Consider the following 17,862-nt stretch of genomic DNA (forward strand, 5'->3'; position numbering starts at 1 on the left):
ATCGCCGCGCCCGTGCCCACCGGCGGGCAGCCCGGCGCCACCCGTGGCCTCGACGAAAGCGTGGGCGGCGCGGGCAACGCGGGCCGCAGCCGCACCGCGAGCAGTGAGGCCGCCCGGGCCACCGATGCCCAGCTGCAAACCCCAGCGCGAGCGGCTCCAGGCCATGGATTTGTCGCCGGCCCAGGCCCAGCAGCTACTCGACGCGCTGAAGGCGCAGGAGCAGCAGTACTTGCAGCAGGTGCCGCGCCGCCGCGCCGGGGCTCCCGCCCGCCGCGGCCAGCCCACATGGTGAGGGCCCCGGGCGTACTTTTGGGGCGAATTTTTGTTGCTCCTCTATTCCCACCCACGTTTCGTTGAAACCATGCAGATCAAGGAAGTTGTAATTGTGTCGGCGGTGCGTACCCCGATTGGCTCGTTTGGCGGGGCCCTGGCCTCGGTATCGGCCACCGAGCTGGGCGCCATTGCCCTGAAGGGGGCCCTGGAGAAGGCCGGCGTGGCCCCGTCGGAAGTGCAGCAGGTGATTATGGGCAACGTCATTTCGGCCAACCTGGGCCAGGCCCCGGCGCGGCAGGCGGCCAAAAAAGCCGGCCTGCCCGACACCGTGGAGTGCACCACCGTGAACAAAGTGTGCGCTTCGGGCTCGAAGGCCATCATGTTTGCCGCCCAGGCCATCATGCTGGGGCAGGCCGACTGCATCCTGGCCGGCGGCATGGAGAGCATGAGCAACGTGCCCTACTACCTCGACAAGGCCCGCTTCGGGGCCAAGTACGGCAATGGCCAAATGATTGACGGCCTGATGAAAGACGGCCTCTGGGACCCGTACCACGACTACGCCATGGGCGTGGCCGCCGACAACACGGCCCAGCACTACGGCATCACCCGCGAGCAGCAGGACGAGTTTGCCCGCGAGAGCTACACCCGCAGCGCCAACGCCGCCAAGGCCGGCAAGAAGAAGGCCGAAATCGTGCCCGTCACCATCGAAAGCCGCGGCAAAACCACGGTGGTGGACGACGACGAGGAGTACACCAAGGTGCAGTTTGAGAAGCTAGCCGGCCTCAAGCCCGCCTTCGGCAAGGAAGGCACCGTGACGGCCGCCAACGCCTCGACCCTCAACGATGGCGCGGCTGCCGTGCTGCTGATGAGCCGCGAGAAGGCCGACGCGCTGGGCATCAAGCCCATTGCCATCGTGCGCGGCTTTGCCGATGCCGAGCAAGCCCCGGAGTGGTTCACCACCTCGCCCGCGCTGGCTATTCCGAAAGCGCTCAAGCACGCCGGCATTGACGCCAAGGACGTGGACTTCTACGAAATCAACGAGGCGTTTTCAGTGGTGTCGTTGGCCAACAACCAGCTGCTCAAGCTCGAAGGCACCAAGGTGAACGTGTATGGCGGCGCCGTGAGCCTGGGCCACCCGCTGGGGGCCTCGGGGGCCCGCATTGTGACGACGCTGCTGAACGTGATGCAAAACGAGGGCGGCAAAATCGGCGTCACGGGCATTTGCAACGGCGGCGGCGGCGCTTCGGCCATCGTGCTGGAGGCCGTGTAGGGAACGGCCCCGTTTTTGACTACGCCAGCGGCTGCGCACTATTGCGCGGCCGTTTTGCGTTCTTGCGGCTTGGTAGTTGTTGAGAGTCTTTTTCGCCCTGCCTCATTCTGTAATATTCTGTCATGAAGGCCTTCACACTTATTTTTTGCTTCGTTATTTTTCATGCTCACTGCTCAATTGGGCAAACAATGGGTTCCAACCATAAGCTATCCAGCGTCATTGATAGTCTATATGCAGCAGATCAAAGCACCGCCAAGATCAAGCCGGCTGACAGCGCAGCTGCTGCCTACCAACGCGTAATAAGAACGAATTTCCCGACCGTTAAGAAAATTCTGGATACTTACGGGTATCCCAACTTCACTTTGGTGGGTCAGGAGAGCTCTGATCACTATTTTACACTTGTTCAACACAGTGATTTTAACCAGGATTTTCAGCAGCGGGTGTTAAAAATTATGCGGCGGGAAGTTGATAACAAAAACGCTTCGGGTAAACAGTATGCATTTCTTACAGATAGAATTGCTACTACTAAAGGCGACCCACAAGTATATGGAACTCAAGTACTGATGAGTGGTAATAGTAAAGTAAAACCCTGCATTTCTCCTGCTGAATTGAATAAACGAAGAAAGTCTGTAGGACTGGAGCCAATTGAGGATTATCTAAAAAAATGCAACGAGGCGTTTTATGAGATGAATCCGCAGGAGAGAAATAAAGCTGTTATTAAATAACTTCTTAACAAGCTCTTATGAAATACTTGCAATACTTGGTTTTCCTGCTTGCCCTGCTAACGCTGCCGGCCCACGCCCAAAAGCTCAAGCGGTTTGTGACCTACTACGATTCCGTCAAAACCGCCAAGCGCGAGGTGTACACCGCCCTGGTGGCCGGCGACACCCTCCCCCAGGGCACCTACCGGCGCTACTACCGCAGCGGCCAGCTCGAGCAGCAAACCAGCTTCCGCGAGGGCAAGCGCGACTCGGCCTACGTCGAGTTTCACCCCAGCGGGGCCCGGCGCCTCGAAACCACCTACCGCGCCGGCGTGCGCCAGGGCCCCTTCAAAACCTACTACGCCAACGGCAAGGTGGCCCAGGAAGGCAATTTTGACAACGACGAACCCAGCGGCGAGCTCACTTACTACCATCCCACGGGCGAGGTGAAGCTGAAAACGATGCTCACCAAAGGCCAGCCCAACGGGGCCATGCGCCAGCTCTACGCCGACGGCAAGCCCCAGGCCGACATTACTTACAAGGACGGCCAGCCCGAGGGCGCGGTGAAGTTTTACTACGCCAACGGCCAGGTGCAGAGCGAAGGCACCCTGCACCGCGGCCTGCTCGCGGGGCCCTACAAAACGTACTACCCCACCGGCCAGCTCGAAACCGAGGTGCAGGCCGACGCCAGCGGCCGCGGCGGCTACCGGAGCTACTACCCCAGCGGCAAGCTCCAGACGGAGAGCACCTACGCCCCCGCCCCGGTGGTGCAGCGCGCGGTGCGCAACCCCCTCGGCGACGACCTGACCAAGCGCGTGGTCCCCACCACCAGCGGCACCGCCAACCTCGACGGCCCCGCCACGAGCTACTACGAAAGCGGCCAGGTCAAAACCAAAACTACCTACCGCTTGGGTGTGCCCACGGGCCACGCGCAGGAGTTTTCCGAGGCCGGCAAGCTGGTGCTGGAAACCGACTACGCCAACGGCGGGCGCGACCGCAAGGTGACGCGCTACGACGCCGCGGGGCCCCTGCCCCTGGCCGAGGAAAGCTACAAGAACAACCGCGCCGCCGGCACCTGGCGCACGTTTTTCCCAGGCAGCAAGCAGGTGCAGAGCGTGGCGCTGTACAACCCGGCCGGCAAGCTGGCCGGCGAGCAGCTCACCTACTTTGCCGACGGCAAGGTGGCCAGCCGGCTGGGGTACGAGAACGGCTTTGCCACCGGGCTGGGCCTCGAAAACTACCCCTCGGGCAAGCTGAAGGCCGAAACCACCTACGCCCACGGCCTGAAGGTGGGGCCCTACCGGCAGCTGCGCGAAGACGGCAGCTTGGCCGTGCGCGGCGCCTTCCGCAACGGCAAGGAAACCGGCGTGTGGAGTTACCTGGGGCCCGACGGCGTGGCCGTGGAAAGCCGCAAGACCTTCCAGAACGGCGTGGAAGTGCCCGCCGGCACCAAGGCCCCGGGCCGCCCCGCGCCCCGCAAAAAGTAGCGCTGGGGGCCCTAAATGACTCTTTAGGTTGGAAAGGGATACGCCAGAACGTCATGCAGAGCGCAGCGAAGCATCTTTCTAGCGTGACTAATTCTGATTACTGGCGCAGGAAAGATGCTTCGCTGCGCTCTGCATGACCGTTTTGGGAGTGGTATGAAACGAGGTGGTCCGGCGACTTTTTCAGTCGTCGGGCCACTCTAGCAACGCCCCGGGGCCCCTGCTCTTTAGTAAGAGTGGCCCGACGAAGCCCTTCGGGCAATTCGCCGGACACCCCGCTTTGGACCAACTCATTCTTATTGCCCCAAACAGCTTCTCAATCACCGTTTCGCCGCCGGACTTTCGGGTTCGGCGGTTTTTTTATGCGCTTTTGATAAAAGCGCTGTAACGAATGCCTGGGCCGGCTGGTAACCCCGGCGGGTGCTGCATCAAATCAGGAACCGCTTGGGGGCCGCAACCCCGCAAAAAGATGCGCCGCCCGGGCAACCGCGGGCCCGGTTGGCGCATCTAGCACCCTGAACACAACGCGGCGGTGAATTTCATTAAATTTTTTATTGCTGATTATCAGCACTTAAGATATTAATCATCTTAGTTAACGAATATTTAATGTCTTAGTACCTTGCATCACAAAGTACCTAACATACCTTTGTTCTGTTGATAGCATAGTAGGTAATGACAACCCAGTACCTGTCGACGTAGGCCAGCCAACCGGGCGGGCCCCCAGCCCATCCGAAAACCTTTCCCCACCGGTGCCGCTGCAGGCCCCGGCCCTTGCCCAGCGGAACCGCGGCCGCTGCCCAGCCCCAGGGCCCCGACCCAGCTTAATCGCTCTACAACTCACTCACCATGATCTTCTTGCACACCTTTCGCCAGCCCTTGCGGGGCCTGGCCCTGCTCCTTACGGCCCTGCCCCTGGGCCTCCACGCCCAGCAAGCCGGCCCGGCCCAAGTGAGCGGCAAGCTGGTGGAAGCCGCCAACGGCCAGCCCCTGCCCTTCGCCGACGTGCTGCTGCTGCGCGCCGCCGATTCGACGCTCGTGACGGGGGCCCAAACCGGCCTCGACGGCACCTTCAAGGCCGAGCACCTGGCCCTGGGGCGCTACATACTGCGGGCCCAGGCCCTGAACTTCAAGCCCGTGCGCCGGGTGTTTGCCTTATCGGCCGAGGCGCCGGCCCTGGCCCTGGGGCCCCTGAAACTGGCCGCCAGCACTACCCAACTGGGAGAGGTGCAGGTGGTGGCCCAGAAGGCCGTGGTGCAGCAGGAGCTGGGCAAAACGGTGATTAACGTGGAGAAAGACCTGAGCAGCGTGGGCGGCACGGCCGTGAACGTGCTTCAGAACGTGCCCTCGGTGGCCGTGGACGCGACCGGCACGGTGAGCATGCGCGGCTCCAGCAACCTCACCATCCTGATTGACGGCAAGCCGGCCGGCACCGGCAACGGGGGCCCCGGCCCGCGCCTCGACCAGATTCCGGCCTCGCAGATTGCCCAGGTGGAGGTGATGACCAACCCCTCGGCCAAGTACGACGCCAGCGGGGCGGGCGTCATCAACATCATCACGAAGAAGAACAAGAAAGACGGCTGGAACGGCCAGGCGGCCCTAAACCTGGGCACCCGCGACAAGTACGCCCCCAGCCTGAGCCTGAGCCGCCACCACGGCAAGGCCACCTGGAACATGGGTTACGACGGCTCCGACCGCGTCAACCGCACCATTGCCCGCAGCTCCCAAACGGCGCTCCTCACCGACGGGGCCAGCAACAGCAGCCTGTTCACGACGCAGGACGGCACCGGCCGCCAGCATAGCCGCTACCACAGCCTGAACCTTGGCCTGAACTACGACCTCAGCAAGGAGCAAACCCTGAGCCTAAGCGTGGAGCCGCACCTGGAAAAACAGTCGGAACTCGACAACCAAACCCTGACCCAGCAAACGGTGGGCTCGCCTACCGTCATCACGCAGTACGGCCAGCAAACCGCCGAAGTGAACGTGAAAGTGCTCCAGTCGTCGGCTGACTACCGCCACACCTGGGAGGCCCACAAGGGCCGCGAATTGACGGCCAACGCCGGCCTGGTGGCCATCGACGCCAACATTCCGGTGAGCCAGTTGCTGACCGGGGGCCCCAAGCCGGCCGGCTTCACCCAGGCCCAGCGGGTGAACGCCCAGATCTACTTCGGGCAGGTGGACTACACCCGGCCGACGGCCGACGGCAAGGGCAAGCTGGAAACCGGCCTGAAGCTGCAAACCCTGCACAACACGGGCAGCACCGCCATGCTCAAGCCCACCGACAACCCCGCCGACGGCTTTCAGCCCGATTTGGCCAACTCGTTCGACTACAACTTCACGCAGCTGATGCCGGCCGCCTACGCCACGTTCCAGCGCACGTTGGCCCACGGCTGGAGCGCCCAGGGCGGCCTGCGCACCGAGGCCACCTTTCTGAACGGTGGCGTGGCCAACCGCAACGCCGCGATTGACAAGCGCTACGTCAGCCTGTTCCCCTCGGCCACCGTGGCCAAGGAGCTGGGCAAGGAGCCGGGCCAGAACCGCCTGCAGTTCAGCTACGCCCGCCGCCTCAACCGGCCGGATTTCATGCAGCAGCTGCCCATCCAGCTCTACCAAGACCCGCGCAACTACCGCCAGGGCAACGCCGCCCTGCTCCCCGAGTTCAGCCACAACGTGGAGCTGGGCCACCAAATGAACCTGGCCGGCGGGGCCACCATCACCAACACGGTGTTTGCCCGCTTCACCCAGAACGCCATCCGCCGGGTGCGCACCATCGACACGGCCGCCACCCGCACAAACAACGTGGGCGTGGTGACCCGCGAAAGCTACGACAACGTGGGCACCACCAACAGCTTCGGCCTGGAAACCACCTGGGCCCAGCCCATCACCAAGTGGTGGCGCATCTCGGCCAACGGCTCCATCTACTACTCCCAGATTGCCGCCAACGCCCTGAACACCGCCAACCGCGCCGCCCTGGCCGGCACCGCCCGCCTGGCCAACAACTTCACGCCCCGCAAGGGCCTCGACGTGCAGCTCACCGGCGACATCCGCTCCACGGTGCTCACGGCCCAGGGCCGCCAGCTGCCCTCCGGCGGCCTAGACATTGCCCTGCGCCAGCAGCTGTTTCAGGAGCGCGCCGCCCTCACCCTGCGGGTATCGGACCTGCTGAACACCCAAGTGCGCCGCACCGAGCTGGCCACGCCCGAGCTGCAAACCAGCCTCTACAACAAGTACGAGACCCGCGTGGGCTGGCTGGGCTTCACCTGGTACATCGGGGCCAGCAAGCCCGGCAAAAAGATTGACAACGGCCCCAGCGGCGGCGGCGGCTTCGGCGGCTAGGTCCCCCGGGGCCCTTGGGCGGACGGTTGGCCTCAAAGACCGTCATGCTGAGCGGAACGAAGTGGAGCCGAAGCATCTCTCCCGCAGCAGTAATCACAATTAGTTGAGCAGTAGAGATGCTTCGACTCCGCTTCACTGCGCGCATCACAACAAGTTAACTATTTGAAAGTCATTTATTTATTGATTTCCTATACGTCCCGGTTGGGGACCCAGTTGCTACTCTTCTCCCCTTTATTTCCTCCTCCTTCACCTCCCCTTCTTTTCACTCCTTCACCTTCTTTCTTCCTGCACCATGAAATTTTCCGCTCTGATCCTGACCGCCGCGTTGCTCGTTCCCACGGCCGCTACTTTCGCCCAATCGTTTGTAAGCGCCACGGCGGCTGCGGGGGACCCGGCCACCGCTGCGGGCACCGTCACCTACTTCGGCACGGTGCCGTCGAACGACGCCACCCACGAGCAATACGCCCGGATGCGCCAGGCTTTTGCGCAGGCCCAGCCCACGGTGGTGCTCTTTGAAAACCCCGACATGGGCACCGACAGCACCGAAGCCGCCACCATCGGCCGCACGGGCCCCGCCGGTTATGCCCGCTTCCTGGCCCAGCAGCAGCACGTGCCCACCCAGCGCCTCGACGACGTGTACGCCGAGTACGCCTACCTCCAAAGTAAGCTCGCCCCCGAGCCCCTGAAATTGTACTGGCTGCTGCGCCAAAGCCAGCAGTTCCGCCAAGCCACCGGGGCCCCCACCGACCTGGTAATGAAGGCCACCCGGGCGTTCATCGCCAGCAGCGCGCACGACCTGGGCGGCAGCCAGCATGTCATCCGCACCGCCGCCGAGCTGCGCACAGCCTACCGCACTTACTGCCCCACGGGCGGCGCGTGGTGGTCGCTGCCCGCCACGGCCTTCGGCGCAGCGCCCACCGGGGGCCCCGCCTTCGTGCTGAGCACCACCCGCGCCGTGAACGAGTACCGCGCCGCCCGCCTGGCCACCCAGGTCGCCGCCGCCGTGCAAGCCGGCCAGCGCGTGCTCGTGGTGATGGACCGCAGCTACTTGCCCGCCGCCGCCCAGCCCGCCTACGCCGCCCAAACGCAGCCGAGCCGGTAAGCACCGCGCTTTTAAGCAGAAACAACACTGCCGCAGGGCCCCCGCACCAACTGGTGCGGGGGCCCTGCCTATACATTGCGGGCCAATTATTTTAACCGTCCGCTGTTCGTAACGTGCCCGACGCCAAGGCAATCTTGGCCTAAAGCGGCTACGCGGGGGCCCTGGCTGGGCGCTAGTTTCTCCCGCAACGCTGTAATGCTGCGGCCGGCGCGGCGATTCTTCCCCTACACGCTTCCTGCAATCACCTCCTTTCCTTCACCTGCCATGCTGCCCCGCGCTACTCCTTTCCTCATCGGCCTGCTGGGCCTCACCGCCGTGGCGGGCCGGGCTCAGCAACTCAACACCGCTAAGCTCGACAGCTTGGTGGCGGCCTTGGACACCAACCACAAGATGATGGGCAGCCTGGCCCTGTCGCACGACGGGCAGGTGGTGTACCGCCGCGCTTTCGGCGATGCCCAACTGGCGCCCAGCGCCCCGGCCACGCCCGACACGCGCTACCGCATCGGCTCCATCACGAAGATGTTCACGGGGGTGATGATTTTTCAGCTCATCGAGGAGAAAAAGCTGACATTAGACACACCGCTGGTCACGTTTTTCCCGCAGGTGCCCGGCGCCGCGGCCATCACCATCGACCAGCTGCTGAGCCACCGCAGCGGCCTGCACAACTTCACCAACGACCCAGCCTTCCCGGCCTTCATGACGCAGCCCCACTCGCAGGCTGAGATGGTGGCCCTTATCGCCGGGCCCAAGCCCGACTTTGCCCCCGGCACAATGGCTGCCTACAGCAACACCAACTTCGTGCTGCTGGGCTACATCGTGGAGAAGCTCGCCAAAATGCCCTACCCGCAGGCACTGCAAAAGCGCGTGTTGGCCCGAGCCGGCCTGAAAAATACGTATTACGGCGGCAAAATTAACCCCCAAAAGCAGGAGGCGCTGTCGTACGAAAGGGGGCCCAGCGGCTGGCAGCTGGCCCCGGAAACCGACATGAGCGTGCCCGGCGGCGCGGGGGCCCTGGTATCGACGCCCGCCGACCTCACCCGCTTTTTCGAGGCGCTGTTTGGCGGCAAGCTGGTGGCGGCTAGCAGCCTGGCCGCCATGCAAACCATCCGCGACGGCTACGGCCGAGCCCTGTTTGCCACGGAGGTGGGCCCGAAGAAAGGCTACGGCCACAACGGCGCCATCGACGGCTTCCGCTCGGCAGCCAGCTACTTCCCCACCGACAAGCTGGCCGTGGCCGTGTGCAGCAACGGCGTCGCCGGCAACTACTCGCCCGACCAGCTGCTGGCCAGCGCCGCGCGCATCTATTTCAATCAGCCCTATAAAATTCCCTCCTTCCTGGCCTTTGTGCCCGCCCCGGCCGACCTCGACCGCTACCCCGGCACCTACGCCAGCCCCGGGTTCCCGCTGAAAATCACGGTGGCCAAGGCCGGCGCCAGCCTCCAGGCCCAGGCCACCGGCCAGGGCCCTCTGCCACTCGAAGCCGTGGGCCCCGGCGCGTTCACTTTCGACCCGGCCGGCATCCGCATGGAGTTCGACGCGGCCCAGCCCACCTTCACCCTCAAGCAAGGCGGCGCCACCCACGTCTTCACCAAGGAGTAGGGCTTGTTTCAGAGGCTGGGGGCAGCGGTTCGTTGTTCAAACCCCAACCGTTTTTCCTTAGGCAACGCGACTCTTTAGAGGCCGCGTCGTTGGAAGTTTTCTGCCACCATGCTGCTGGTCTCTTTGAGGTGCCAGTAGCGTGGTGGCATTTTTTCAGGAGATAATATTCTAATTCATATACCTCTTACTTACGTTTACTGCTGGTCCATTTTCTTGATATTCAATTCTTCCCACCTTCTTGTTTCGCGCACGTATCGCATGCAAGCAACCTTTACCCACTGCGCCCTCGCGGCCGGCCTGCTGGCCCTGGCGGCTACTTCGCCGGCCCTGGCTCAGTCGACCGCCCCCGACGGGCCCACTAAAGTCAAGACCAAGCACAAGCGCGGCCAAGCCCTGATGGAAGCGGCCGCGACTAGTGCCCCACCTGCGGCGGCCACCGACTACTCACTGCCCTACGCCGCCAGCATCACGCCCGCAGGCCTGAAAACCGACCTCGACGTGCTGGCTTCGGATGCCTACGAGGGACGCGAAACGGGCAAGAAAGGCCAGAAAATGGCCGCCGACTACCTCGCCAAAGCCTTTGCGGCCGATGGCTTGACGGGGCCCATTGCCGGGTCCGATAACCCCTACCTCCAGCATTTCGACCTGATTCGGATGACCTTGGATGCCCCGGCCAGTGTGCTGAAAGTGGGCCCCAAGACCTACCAGGGCAACCAGGACTTCTGCGCCACGGTCAACGAGACGTTTGCGGCGCCCGTTATACTTAAGCCCGTGTTTGTGGGCTATGGCATTAAGGAAGAAAAGTATTCGGACTTCGCCACCGCCGCCGACTACACAGGCAAAGACGTGGTATTTCTACTGGGCGAGCCCCTGAACGCGAAGGGCCAGTCGCTGCTGAGCGCCGACGGCAAACCCAGCCCCTACGCCACCGCCGACCTGGCTGGCCTGTACGCCCGACAAGCCGCGCTAGCCCGCTCGGGGCCCGTTCCTACACGGTGATTATGCCGACGGCGGCATCTTTGGCGGCCGCACCCAAGGCATTTACTGATATACTGGGCCGTGTGCAGCTCTCGTTTGTGGGCGCCAAAAAGCGGCAGGGCGGGCGAAACTTTTTCTTTGTTTCGCCCGAGCTGGGCGCCAAGCTACTGGGCACTACCCCGGCCGGCCTGGCGCACTATCGCCAAGCCGTGGCCAAGGCGGGCAAGCCGGTTGCCTCGCCCTTTAAGCCCGTGGTAATCGAGGCAAAGGCCGTGCTACGCAGCGAGCCCTTCACCACCGAAAACGTGTTAGGCTACCTCGAAGGCAGCGATAAAAAAGACGAAGTCATTGTGGTGTCGGCCCACTACGACCACCTCGGCATCAAGGACGGCGAGGTGTACAATGGCGCCGACGACGACGGCTCGGGCACGGTGAGCGTACTGGCCATGGCCCGCGCCTTCGCCCAGGCCAAAAAAGACGGCCACGGCCCGCGCCGCAGCCTCTTGTTCCTAGCCAACACCGGCGAGGAAGAGGGCCTGTTCGGCTCGCAGTACTACACCGACCACCCCGTGTTCCCACTGGCTAATACCGTGACGGACCTCAACATCGACATGGTGGGCCGCGTGGACAGCCTGCACCAGGGCAAGGGCGACTACGTGTACCTGGTGGGCGACGACCGGCTAAGCACCGAGCTGCACACGCTGAGCGAGGCCACCAACCAGCAGTACAACCCGGTAGCCCTCGACTACAAATACAATGACCCCAACGACCCCGAGCGCATTTACTACCGCTCCGACCACTACAGCTTCGCCAAGCACAACATCCCGGTAATTTTTTACACCAGCGGTGAACACCCCCAGTACCACAAGGCCACCGACGACGTGGAGCTGATTGACTTCCCGGCCATGGCCCGGCGCGACCAGCTCATCTTCCACACCACCTGGGCCGTGGCCAACCGCGACCAGCGCATTATGGTGGATGAGAAGTACCGCAGCACTGGCTACGTACCTACTCTTGCTGACCTTGACCGCTACACTGGCACCTATACCAGCACGCAGAGCCCGCTAAAAATTACGTTCACCAAAGAAGGCAACACACTCAAGTCCCAAGCCGCGGGGCAGTCGGCCATCCTACTGGAGCCAGTGAGCCCAGGGATATTTAAGTGTGACCCGGCCGACATTCGGGCCGAGTTTGACCCGACCAAGCCCGTTTACGTGCATAAGCAGGGGGGTAAGGAATTTACGTTCACGAAGGAATAGCCGGCTGGGTACCTCCAGGGAAACGCTGGGAGCTTTGGCCCACCTGCCCAGCGCGGCCGACTGCGTGCGCGCTGGGCAGGTGGGCCAGCACGGGCCGGTTCACGCCCAGCTGCGGCCGCCCCAACTTTCGACGTGGGCACACCAAGCCCGCGCTACCTATCCGGGGGCCCTACCTTTGCGGCCGTAATGGAAAAACCCAGCATCCCGCAAGGCACCCGCGATTTTGGCCCGGCCCAGGTGGCCCGCCGCCAGCACATTTTTGGCGTCATCCGCCGCACGTTCGAGCAGTTTGGCTACGCGCCGATTGAAACGCCAACCCTGGAAAACCTCTCGGTACTCACCGGCAAGTACGGCGACGAGGGCGACCAGCTCCTGTTTAAAGTCCTGAACTCGGGCAACTTCCTGGTGAAGGAGCGCCGCGGCGAAATCACCCCGCTCGTGACGGCCGACGACCTCGCCCAGGGCCCCCGCGCCGTGCTGCCCAAAATCGCCGAAAAGGGCCTGCGCTACGACCTCACCGTGCCCTTCGCCCGCTACGTGGCCATGAACCGGGCCACCCTCACCTTTCCCTTCAAGCGCTACCAGATGCAGCCCGTGTGGCGCGCCGACCGCCCCCAGCGCGGCCGCTACCGCGAGTTTTGGCAGTGCGACGCCGACGTGGTGGGCACCGACTCGTTGCTCTGCGAAGCCGAGATTGTGCTGATGATGGCCCAGGTGCTCAACGGCTTGGGCCTGGTGGACTTCACCATCAAAATCAACCACCGCGGGGTGCTGCGCAACATTTACCAGGCCCTGGGCAGCGAGGGCAAAGAGACGGACCTATTCGTGGCCATCGACAAGCTCGACAAAATCGGCCGCGACGGCGTGACCAAGGAGCTGCTCGAAAAAGGCTTTTCGGACGCCGCCATCGACACGCTATTCGAGTTGCTGACGGTGGGCGGCGGCTACGCCAAGAAGCTCCAGCGCCTGCTGGCCGGCTTCGTGACGGCCGGCGTGGAGCCCGACGGCCAGCGCCCGGGCCCCAACGAGCCCACCGACGAAGCCGACGATTCGCAGGATGCCTACTACCGGGGCCTCAACGAGTTGGCCGCCGTGCGCGACCTGCTGCAAGCTTCTAGCTTCGCGCAGTTCGACCGGTTGGAGTTTGACCCCACCCTGGCCCGGGGCCTCTCCTACTACACGGGCTGCATTTTCGAGGTGAAAATCAACAACGTGACAATGGGCAGCGTGAGCGGCGGCGGCCGCTACGACAACCTCACCGGGGCCTTCGGGCTACCGGACGTATCGGGCGTGGGCTTCTCATTCGGCGTGGACCGGCTCTACGACTGCCTGGAGGAATTAGAATTATTCCCGGCCGCACCGGCACGCTCACGCGGGTGCTGCTGGCGCAGTTCGATGCGGCCTCGCTGGCCGCCGGCCTGCCGCTGCTGGCCCAGCTGCGCGCCGCCGGCGTGCCCGCTGAGCTGTACCCCGACGCCGCCAAGCTCAAAAAGCAGTTTCAGTACGCCGACCAAAAAGGCATTCCGTACCTGCTGCTGGCGGGTCCCGACGAGCGCGCCGCCGGCCAGGTGAAGCTGCGCGACATGCGTGCCGGCCAAGAGCAGCTGCTCTCGGTGGCCGAAGCCGTGGCCGTGCTGGCCCAAGCCCGGTAACTCGCCTGTGCCCTTGTGATTTTCTACTACCACTCAAACGCATCTCCAACGTGACGAAGGAATTAATGGGCAAGCGGGCGCTGGTTACCGGTGCTTCCAGCGGCCTGGGGCTGGCCATGGCGCGGGCCCTGGCCGCGGCCGGGGCAACGGTTGCCATCACGGCCCGGGGCCCCGAAAAACTCGCGCAAGCCCGGTCCCAGCTGCACGACGAAGGCCTGGACGTGCAGGCCCTGGAATTGGACGTGCGCGACGAGGCCTCCATCGCGGCGGCCGTGCAGTGGGTGGGCACGCACTGGGGCGGCCTGGATTTGCTGGTGAACAACGCCGGCATTGGGATGCGCACCGTGAACCCCGATTTTCTGACCCGGCCGCAGCCGTTTTACGAAGTGAGCGCCGAAGGATTTCGCGACCTCGTGGATACGAACCTGACGGGGTACTTCTTGGTGGCCAAGGCCTTCGTGCCGCTGTTTTTGCAGCAGCAGCGGGGCAAGATTGTGAACATCTCGATGAACCACGAAACCATGCGCCGCCGCGGATTCGTGCCCTACGGGCCGTCGCGGGCGGGGGCCGAGTCGCTGTCGCTCATCATGGCCGAGGACCTGCGCGCGCACGGCATCGACGTGAACATGCTGCTGCCCGGCGGGGCCACCGATACCGGTATGATTCCCGACGCGGCGAAGGCAGAAATTGCCGGCCAGTTTCAACTGCTGAGCCCCGCTGTAATGGCCGAACCGATTGTATTTCTGGCCGCCGATGCCAGCAAGGGCCTCACGGGCCAGCGCATCGTCGCCACCGAATTTGCGGCCTGGAAAGCCCACCTCACCTCGTAGCAGAAACCGCGGCTAGGCGGCAAACGCCGCCCGTCGAGTGCGCCGCTGCCAAAGCCCATGCGCCGCTGGTCCCGGCAGAGGAGGCACTAGCGCCGGCAATTCAGTAGCGAACGGCTACCGCCCCACTTCACCAGCTATTCCATGCCTGCCCACCTCCTCGCGCCCGGCGCCCCGCTCACCCTCCGCACCTTGGCCGACTTGCTGGCCAGCGGCGAAACTGTGGCCCTGAGTCCCGAAGCCGCCGCCAGCTTTACCCCCGCTGGGGCCCCAGCCGAGGCCTCCGAGCTGGCCGCTCTGCGGGCCCAGGCCTGCGGCACGGGCCCCGAAGCCCCCCAGAACCTGGTGCGCCTGATGCTGCTGCTGGCTGCGCAACAAGCCGTCAACCAACCCGACGGTCTGGCCCGCGCCACGGCCGAGCGCCTGCTGGCCATGTACAACCGCGAGCTGCTGCCGGTGGTGTTCGAGCAGGGCGGCGACGAGGCGGCGCGGGCCACCTGGCCCTGCCGCTGCTGGGCGAGGGCGAAATCAACTACCAAGGCTACCGCCTGGCCACGGCCGACGCCTTCAGCCTGTTCAGCTGGGAGCCGCTGGCCCTGCGCACCGACGAAGCGGGGGCCCTACTGCGCGGCGCCCTTTTCGCCCTGGCCTACGCGGTGGATGCGCTGTTGCGCACCCAGCGCCTGGTGCAGGCTGCGGCGGCCATCCGTTCCTTGTCGGCTCCCGCCGAAACGGCTGAGGAAACGGCGCTCCAACCTACGCTGCATGCGGCGGAGCAAGCCGTTGCGGGGGCCCTAAGCAGCCCGGAATCGGCCCCGCTGGCCCCGGCGCTGGGGCAATTAGGCGGCGGCCACGGCGGCGCTGGACAGGCCGCGGCGGCCCGCGCGGCGCAGTACGCGGCCGGGCTGAGGCTCGGCGCGGCGGCGCTGGGTTTGGCGGCGCACACCGCCACCAGTAGCCAGCTGGTGGCCGCCGAGGCCGATGCCTACGCGGCTTTGCGCCTGCGCCAAGTGGTGGAAAACGTGGAGCAGCTGCTGGGCCTCGAGCTGTTAGCGGTGACGGGGGCCCCAGCGTCGGAGCCCGTTGCGGGAGCTACTAGGCCCAGCGAAACACTACTAGCGGCCTTCCGGGCGGCGGTGCCCGCTGGGGGCCCTGGCGTAGTGCCGTACTTGGCGCTGCGCCAGGCGGCGGCGTTTGTGCGGGGCCACGGGTGGCCGGCGGCGGGCCTGGGCGGCGCTTAGGTGAGCGGAGGACCGTTGGCGCGTATTTTTGGGCATGAAGCTGACGCTCCCCGGGTTATTTTTCTTTTTATTAATGGGCCTGCTAGGGGCCCTGGCGCCCGAGCGGGCCCGGGCCCAGAACTGTGCCCAGCCCCCGCCCACCGATTGCAACGGCGTGCCGTTTGCCGTGGTCGACGCCGCCACCGGGCAGGAGGTGCAGGCGCTGTGCGTGGGGCGGCCGGTGCGCTTCGTGCCCTGCGCCAGCCGCGCCGTATCGCCTGACCTGACGTATTATACGGCCCTGCCGGGCACTGATGTGTACCCGCCCAGTTGCTTGATTTCGCCTGATGGGGCCAGCACTAAGTACCGGTACACACCCACCGCGCCGGGCCCTGTCACCATCTCCGAAAACGCCAACACCACGCTGCCCAACGGCGGCGTTATTGGCACGTTCTACACCCGCGTGCTCACGGCCTACGCCACCGTGCCGCCGCCGTTCACCATTGCCCCCTGCCCCGCCGGCGTGGCCCTGGTCACGGTGACGGACGCCGTGTACGACCGCTACACCGTGCGGGCCGGCAGCGGGCCGGAGGTGGCTGTGGTGCGGCGCAACCTGCCGCAGGTGGTCGCCCTGGCCGGGGCCACCACGCTCACCGTCACGGGCTACTACAACCTGGTGGGGCCCTGCACCAGCCCCAATACCCAGACCATTCCGGCCATACCGGCCGCCCAGGTGCCCGCGCTAAACACCCTGATGCTGAGCGCCCCCACACCCGGCGGCGAGCTAAGCCTGGCCGTGACGCAATTACCAACTGGCTATATCTACACCTTGCAGCGGGTCCCGGCCGGCACTACTGGCCCGTTCCAGAACGTGGCCGATGTGCCGGCGGGCAGCACCAGTATTGCCCTGCCGGCCGCTGCGGCCGGCGGCTACCGCCTGCTGCGTACCGACAACTGCCAGACCGCCGCCGTGGCCTCGGCCACGCGCTACACCCTGGAACTGGCCGTGGCCTCGGTGCAGGGCCGCAACCAGCTGCTGCTGACCAATGCCAACCCCGGCCCGGGGCCCTACGCCGTGACGCGCAACGGCGTAGCCGTCACCAACCTGACGCCCATCAACGGCGGGCTGGAAGACGCCGATGTGGTGTGCGGCACCCGCTATACCTACCACGTGAGCACCGACGGCGGGGCCGTGCTCTCCAACGAAGCCAGCCTCGTGGCCGCCTCCAACGTGGCCCCGCCCACGCCCCGCCTCGTGGCCAGCTTCAACCTCCAGAACCTGGTAACGCTAACCCCCAGCCTGCCCGGGGGCCCCGTGCCGGCCGGGGCCACGCTGCGCTACCGCCGCCTGCCCAGCGCGGGTCCCGTTTCCGATTTCCTAGCGGCCACCACCGGGCGCACCGTCACCGACTCGACTGCCGCGGCGACGCTCACCGCCGTGTGCTACTCGCTGCGCCTCACCGACTTGTGCGGCAACACTTCGGCCGAAAGCGGCGTGGCCTGCCCCAGCATCCTCACCGCTAGGGCCCTCGACGACGATGCCACCGCCGTGGGCCTGAGCTGGTCGGCATTCACCGGCCCCGACCCCACCCAGCCCGCTGCCTACGCCCTCCAAACCCTAGCCGCCGACGGCACGGTGCTGGCCACGGCTGCTCCCACGGGGGCCCTCAGCGCCACTGATAATCTGCCACCCACCGACCGCCAGGTACTGTGCTACCGCTTGCAAATCAGCGGGGCCGGCATCCCGGCGGGCACGTTCAGCTACTCCAGCGTGGCGCAGGTGCCGCGCCGCGCCCGCCTGCTGCTGCCCAATGCCTTCACGCCCAACGGCGACGGGCTAAACGACGTGTTCGAAGTAAAAGGCCTGTTTCTGAATAACTTCGTACTCATCGTCGTGGACCGTAACGGCCAGCAGGTATTCCGCGCTACCGACCGCGCCACTACCTGGGACGGCACCATCAACGGCCACGCGCCCGTGAACGGCGTGTACGTGTGGCGCTTCGAGCAAACCGACGAAGCCGGCCAGTTCCTCCGCCAAACCGGCACAGTTACGATTTTAAAATAGCAAAAGGCTTGTACCGCCAAGCTGTGCTGGCACCGCCGGGGCCTTGCCTGTGCTGCCTTCGGAGTTTCTTGGGGGCCCAAGGCAAGGTCCCGGCGGTGG

The 17,862-nt window shown here is 64.9% G+C and carries 12 protein-coding genes and 2 pseudogenes; all 14 read left to right on the forward strand.

Translation table 11 applies throughout. The annotated features are described in order from the left end of the window. Positions 1–124: 124 nt before the first annotated feature. The 14 genes and pseudogenes from BEN49_RS27445 to BEN49_RS00455 all read left to right on the forward strand — a co-directional run bounded on the left by BEN49_RS27445 (position 125) and on the right by BEN49_RS00455 (position 17,763). Positions 125–292, forward strand: coding sequence for a hypothetical protein (locus tag BEN49_RS27445; RefSeq protein WP_158022692.1), 168 nt, complete (start codon positions 125–127; stop codon positions 290–292). 69 nt (positions 293–361) lie between these two features. Beyond that, positions 362–1,543 carry an acetyl-CoA C-acyltransferase gene (locus tag BEN49_RS00400; protein WP_317040370.1) on the forward strand — a complete coding sequence of 394 codons (1,182 nt, stop codon included), beginning with the start codon at positions 362–364 and terminating at the stop codon, positions 1,541–1,543. 122 nt (positions 1,544–1,665) lie between these two features. Then, positions 1,666–2,268 carry a DUF6624 domain-containing protein gene (locus tag BEN49_RS26430; RefSeq protein ID WP_125916347.1) on the forward strand — a complete coding sequence of 201 codons (603 nt, stop codon included), beginning with the start codon at positions 1,666–1,668 and terminating at the stop codon, positions 2,266–2,268. A 17-nt stretch (positions 2,269–2,285) separates the two neighbouring features. Further along, on the forward strand, positions 2,286–3,731 hold the full coding sequence (locus BEN49_RS00405) for a toxin-antitoxin system YwqK family antitoxin (protein ID WP_070739189.1): 1,446 nt from the start codon (positions 2,286–2,288) through the stop codon (positions 3,729–3,731). A gap of 843 nt (positions 3,732–4,574) precedes the next feature. Beyond that, complete coding sequence (locus tag BEN49_RS00410) at positions 4,575–7,061, forward strand: TonB-dependent receptor (protein ID WP_070739191.1); 2,487 nt, start codon at positions 4,575–4,577, stop codon at positions 7,059–7,061. Between the two features lie 292 nt (positions 7,062–7,353). Next, positions 7,354–8,163 (forward strand): hypothetical protein, encoded by an 810-nt coding sequence (locus BEN49_RS00415; protein ID WP_070739193.1) that lies wholly within the window; start codon positions 7,354–7,356, stop codon positions 8,161–8,163. A gap of 264 nt (positions 8,164–8,427) precedes the next feature. Next, positions 8,428–9,762 carry a serine hydrolase domain-containing protein gene (locus tag BEN49_RS00420; RefSeq protein WP_070739194.1) on the forward strand — a complete coding sequence of 445 codons (1,335 nt, stop codon included), beginning with the start codon at positions 8,428–8,430 and terminating at the stop codon, positions 9,760–9,762. A gap of 258 nt (positions 9,763–10,020) precedes the next feature. Beyond that, positions 10,021–10,761, forward strand: a complete 741-nt coding sequence (locus tag BEN49_RS00425; RefSeq protein ID WP_070739196.1) for a protease-associated domain-containing protein — start codon at positions 10,021–10,023, stop codon at positions 10,759–10,761. A 62-nt stretch (positions 10,762–10,823) separates the two neighbouring features. Further along, entirely contained in the window at positions 10,824–11,999 is a 1,176-nt protein-coding gene (locus BEN49_RS00430) for a M28 family peptidase (RefSeq protein ID WP_070739198.1), read from the forward strand. Positions 12,000–12,185: 186 nt separating this feature from the next. Then, positions 12,186–13,651, forward strand: a pseudogene (gene hisS, locus BEN49_RS00435) (histidine--tRNA ligase). Positions 13,652–13,701: 50 nt separating this feature from the next. Then, complete coding sequence (locus BEN49_RS00440; protein WP_204376019.1) at positions 13,702–14,481, forward strand: SDR family NAD(P)-dependent oxidoreductase; 780 nt, start codon at positions 13,702–13,704, stop codon at positions 14,479–14,481. Positions 14,482–14,622: 141 nt separating this feature from the next. After that, a pseudogene (locus BEN49_RS29990) lies at positions 14,623–14,940 on the forward strand (aromatic amino acid lyase); the annotation flags it as partial. Between the two features lie 86 nt (positions 14,941–15,026). Further along, entirely contained in the window at positions 15,027–15,719 is a 693-nt protein-coding gene (locus BEN49_RS29995; RefSeq protein ID WP_262490160.1) for a hypothetical protein, read from the forward strand. Between the two features lie 34 nt (positions 15,720–15,753). Next, positions 15,754–17,763, forward strand: coding sequence for a T9SS type B sorting domain-containing protein (locus BEN49_RS00455; RefSeq protein ID WP_070739203.1), 2,010 nt, complete (start codon positions 15,754–15,756; stop codon positions 17,761–17,763). Positions 17,764–17,862: the final 99 nt, after the last annotated feature.

The organism is Hymenobacter coccineus (assembly GCF_001816125.1).
In the GTDB taxonomy this organism is placed as follows: Bacteria; Bacteroidota; Bacteroidia; order Cytophagales; family Hymenobacteraceae; genus Hymenobacter; species Hymenobacter coccineus.

Excerpts from the sequence above, each read along its gene's own strand:
- BEN49_RS27445 (WP_158022692.1), top strand. The coding sequence starts at position 125 with ATGCCCAGCTGCAAACCCCAGCGCGAGCGGCTCCAGGCCATGGATTTG.
- BEN49_RS00405 (WP_070739189.1), top strand. The coding sequence starts at position 2,286 with ATGAAATACTTGCAATACTTGGTTTTCCTGCTTGCCCTGCTAACGCTG.
- BEN49_RS00415 (WP_070739193.1), top strand. The coding sequence starts at position 7,354 with ATGAAATTTTCCGCTCTGATCCTGACCGCCGCGTTGCTCGTTCCCACG.
- BEN49_RS00425 (WP_070739196.1), top strand. The coding sequence starts at position 10,021 with ATGCAAGCAACCTTTACCCACTGCGCCCTCGCGGCCGGCCTGCTGGCC.
- BEN49_RS26430 (WP_125916347.1), top strand. The coding sequence starts at position 1,666 with ATGAAGGCCTTCACACTTATTTTTTGCTTCGTTATTTTTCATGCTCAC.
- BEN49_RS00410 (WP_070739191.1), top strand. The coding sequence starts at position 4,575 with ATGATCTTCTTGCACACCTTTCGCCAGCCCTTGCGGGGCCTGGCCCTG.
- BEN49_RS00455 (WP_070739203.1), top strand. The coding sequence starts at position 15,754 with ATGAAGCTGACGCTCCCCGGGTTATTTTTCTTTTTATTAATGGGCCTG.
- BEN49_RS00420 (WP_070739194.1), top strand. The coding sequence starts at position 8,428 with ATGCTGCCCCGCGCTACTCCTTTCCTCATCGGCCTGCTGGGCCTCACC.
- BEN49_RS00400 (WP_317040370.1), top strand. The coding sequence starts at position 362 with ATGCAGATCAAGGAAGTTGTAATTGTGTCGGCGGTGCGTACCCCGATT.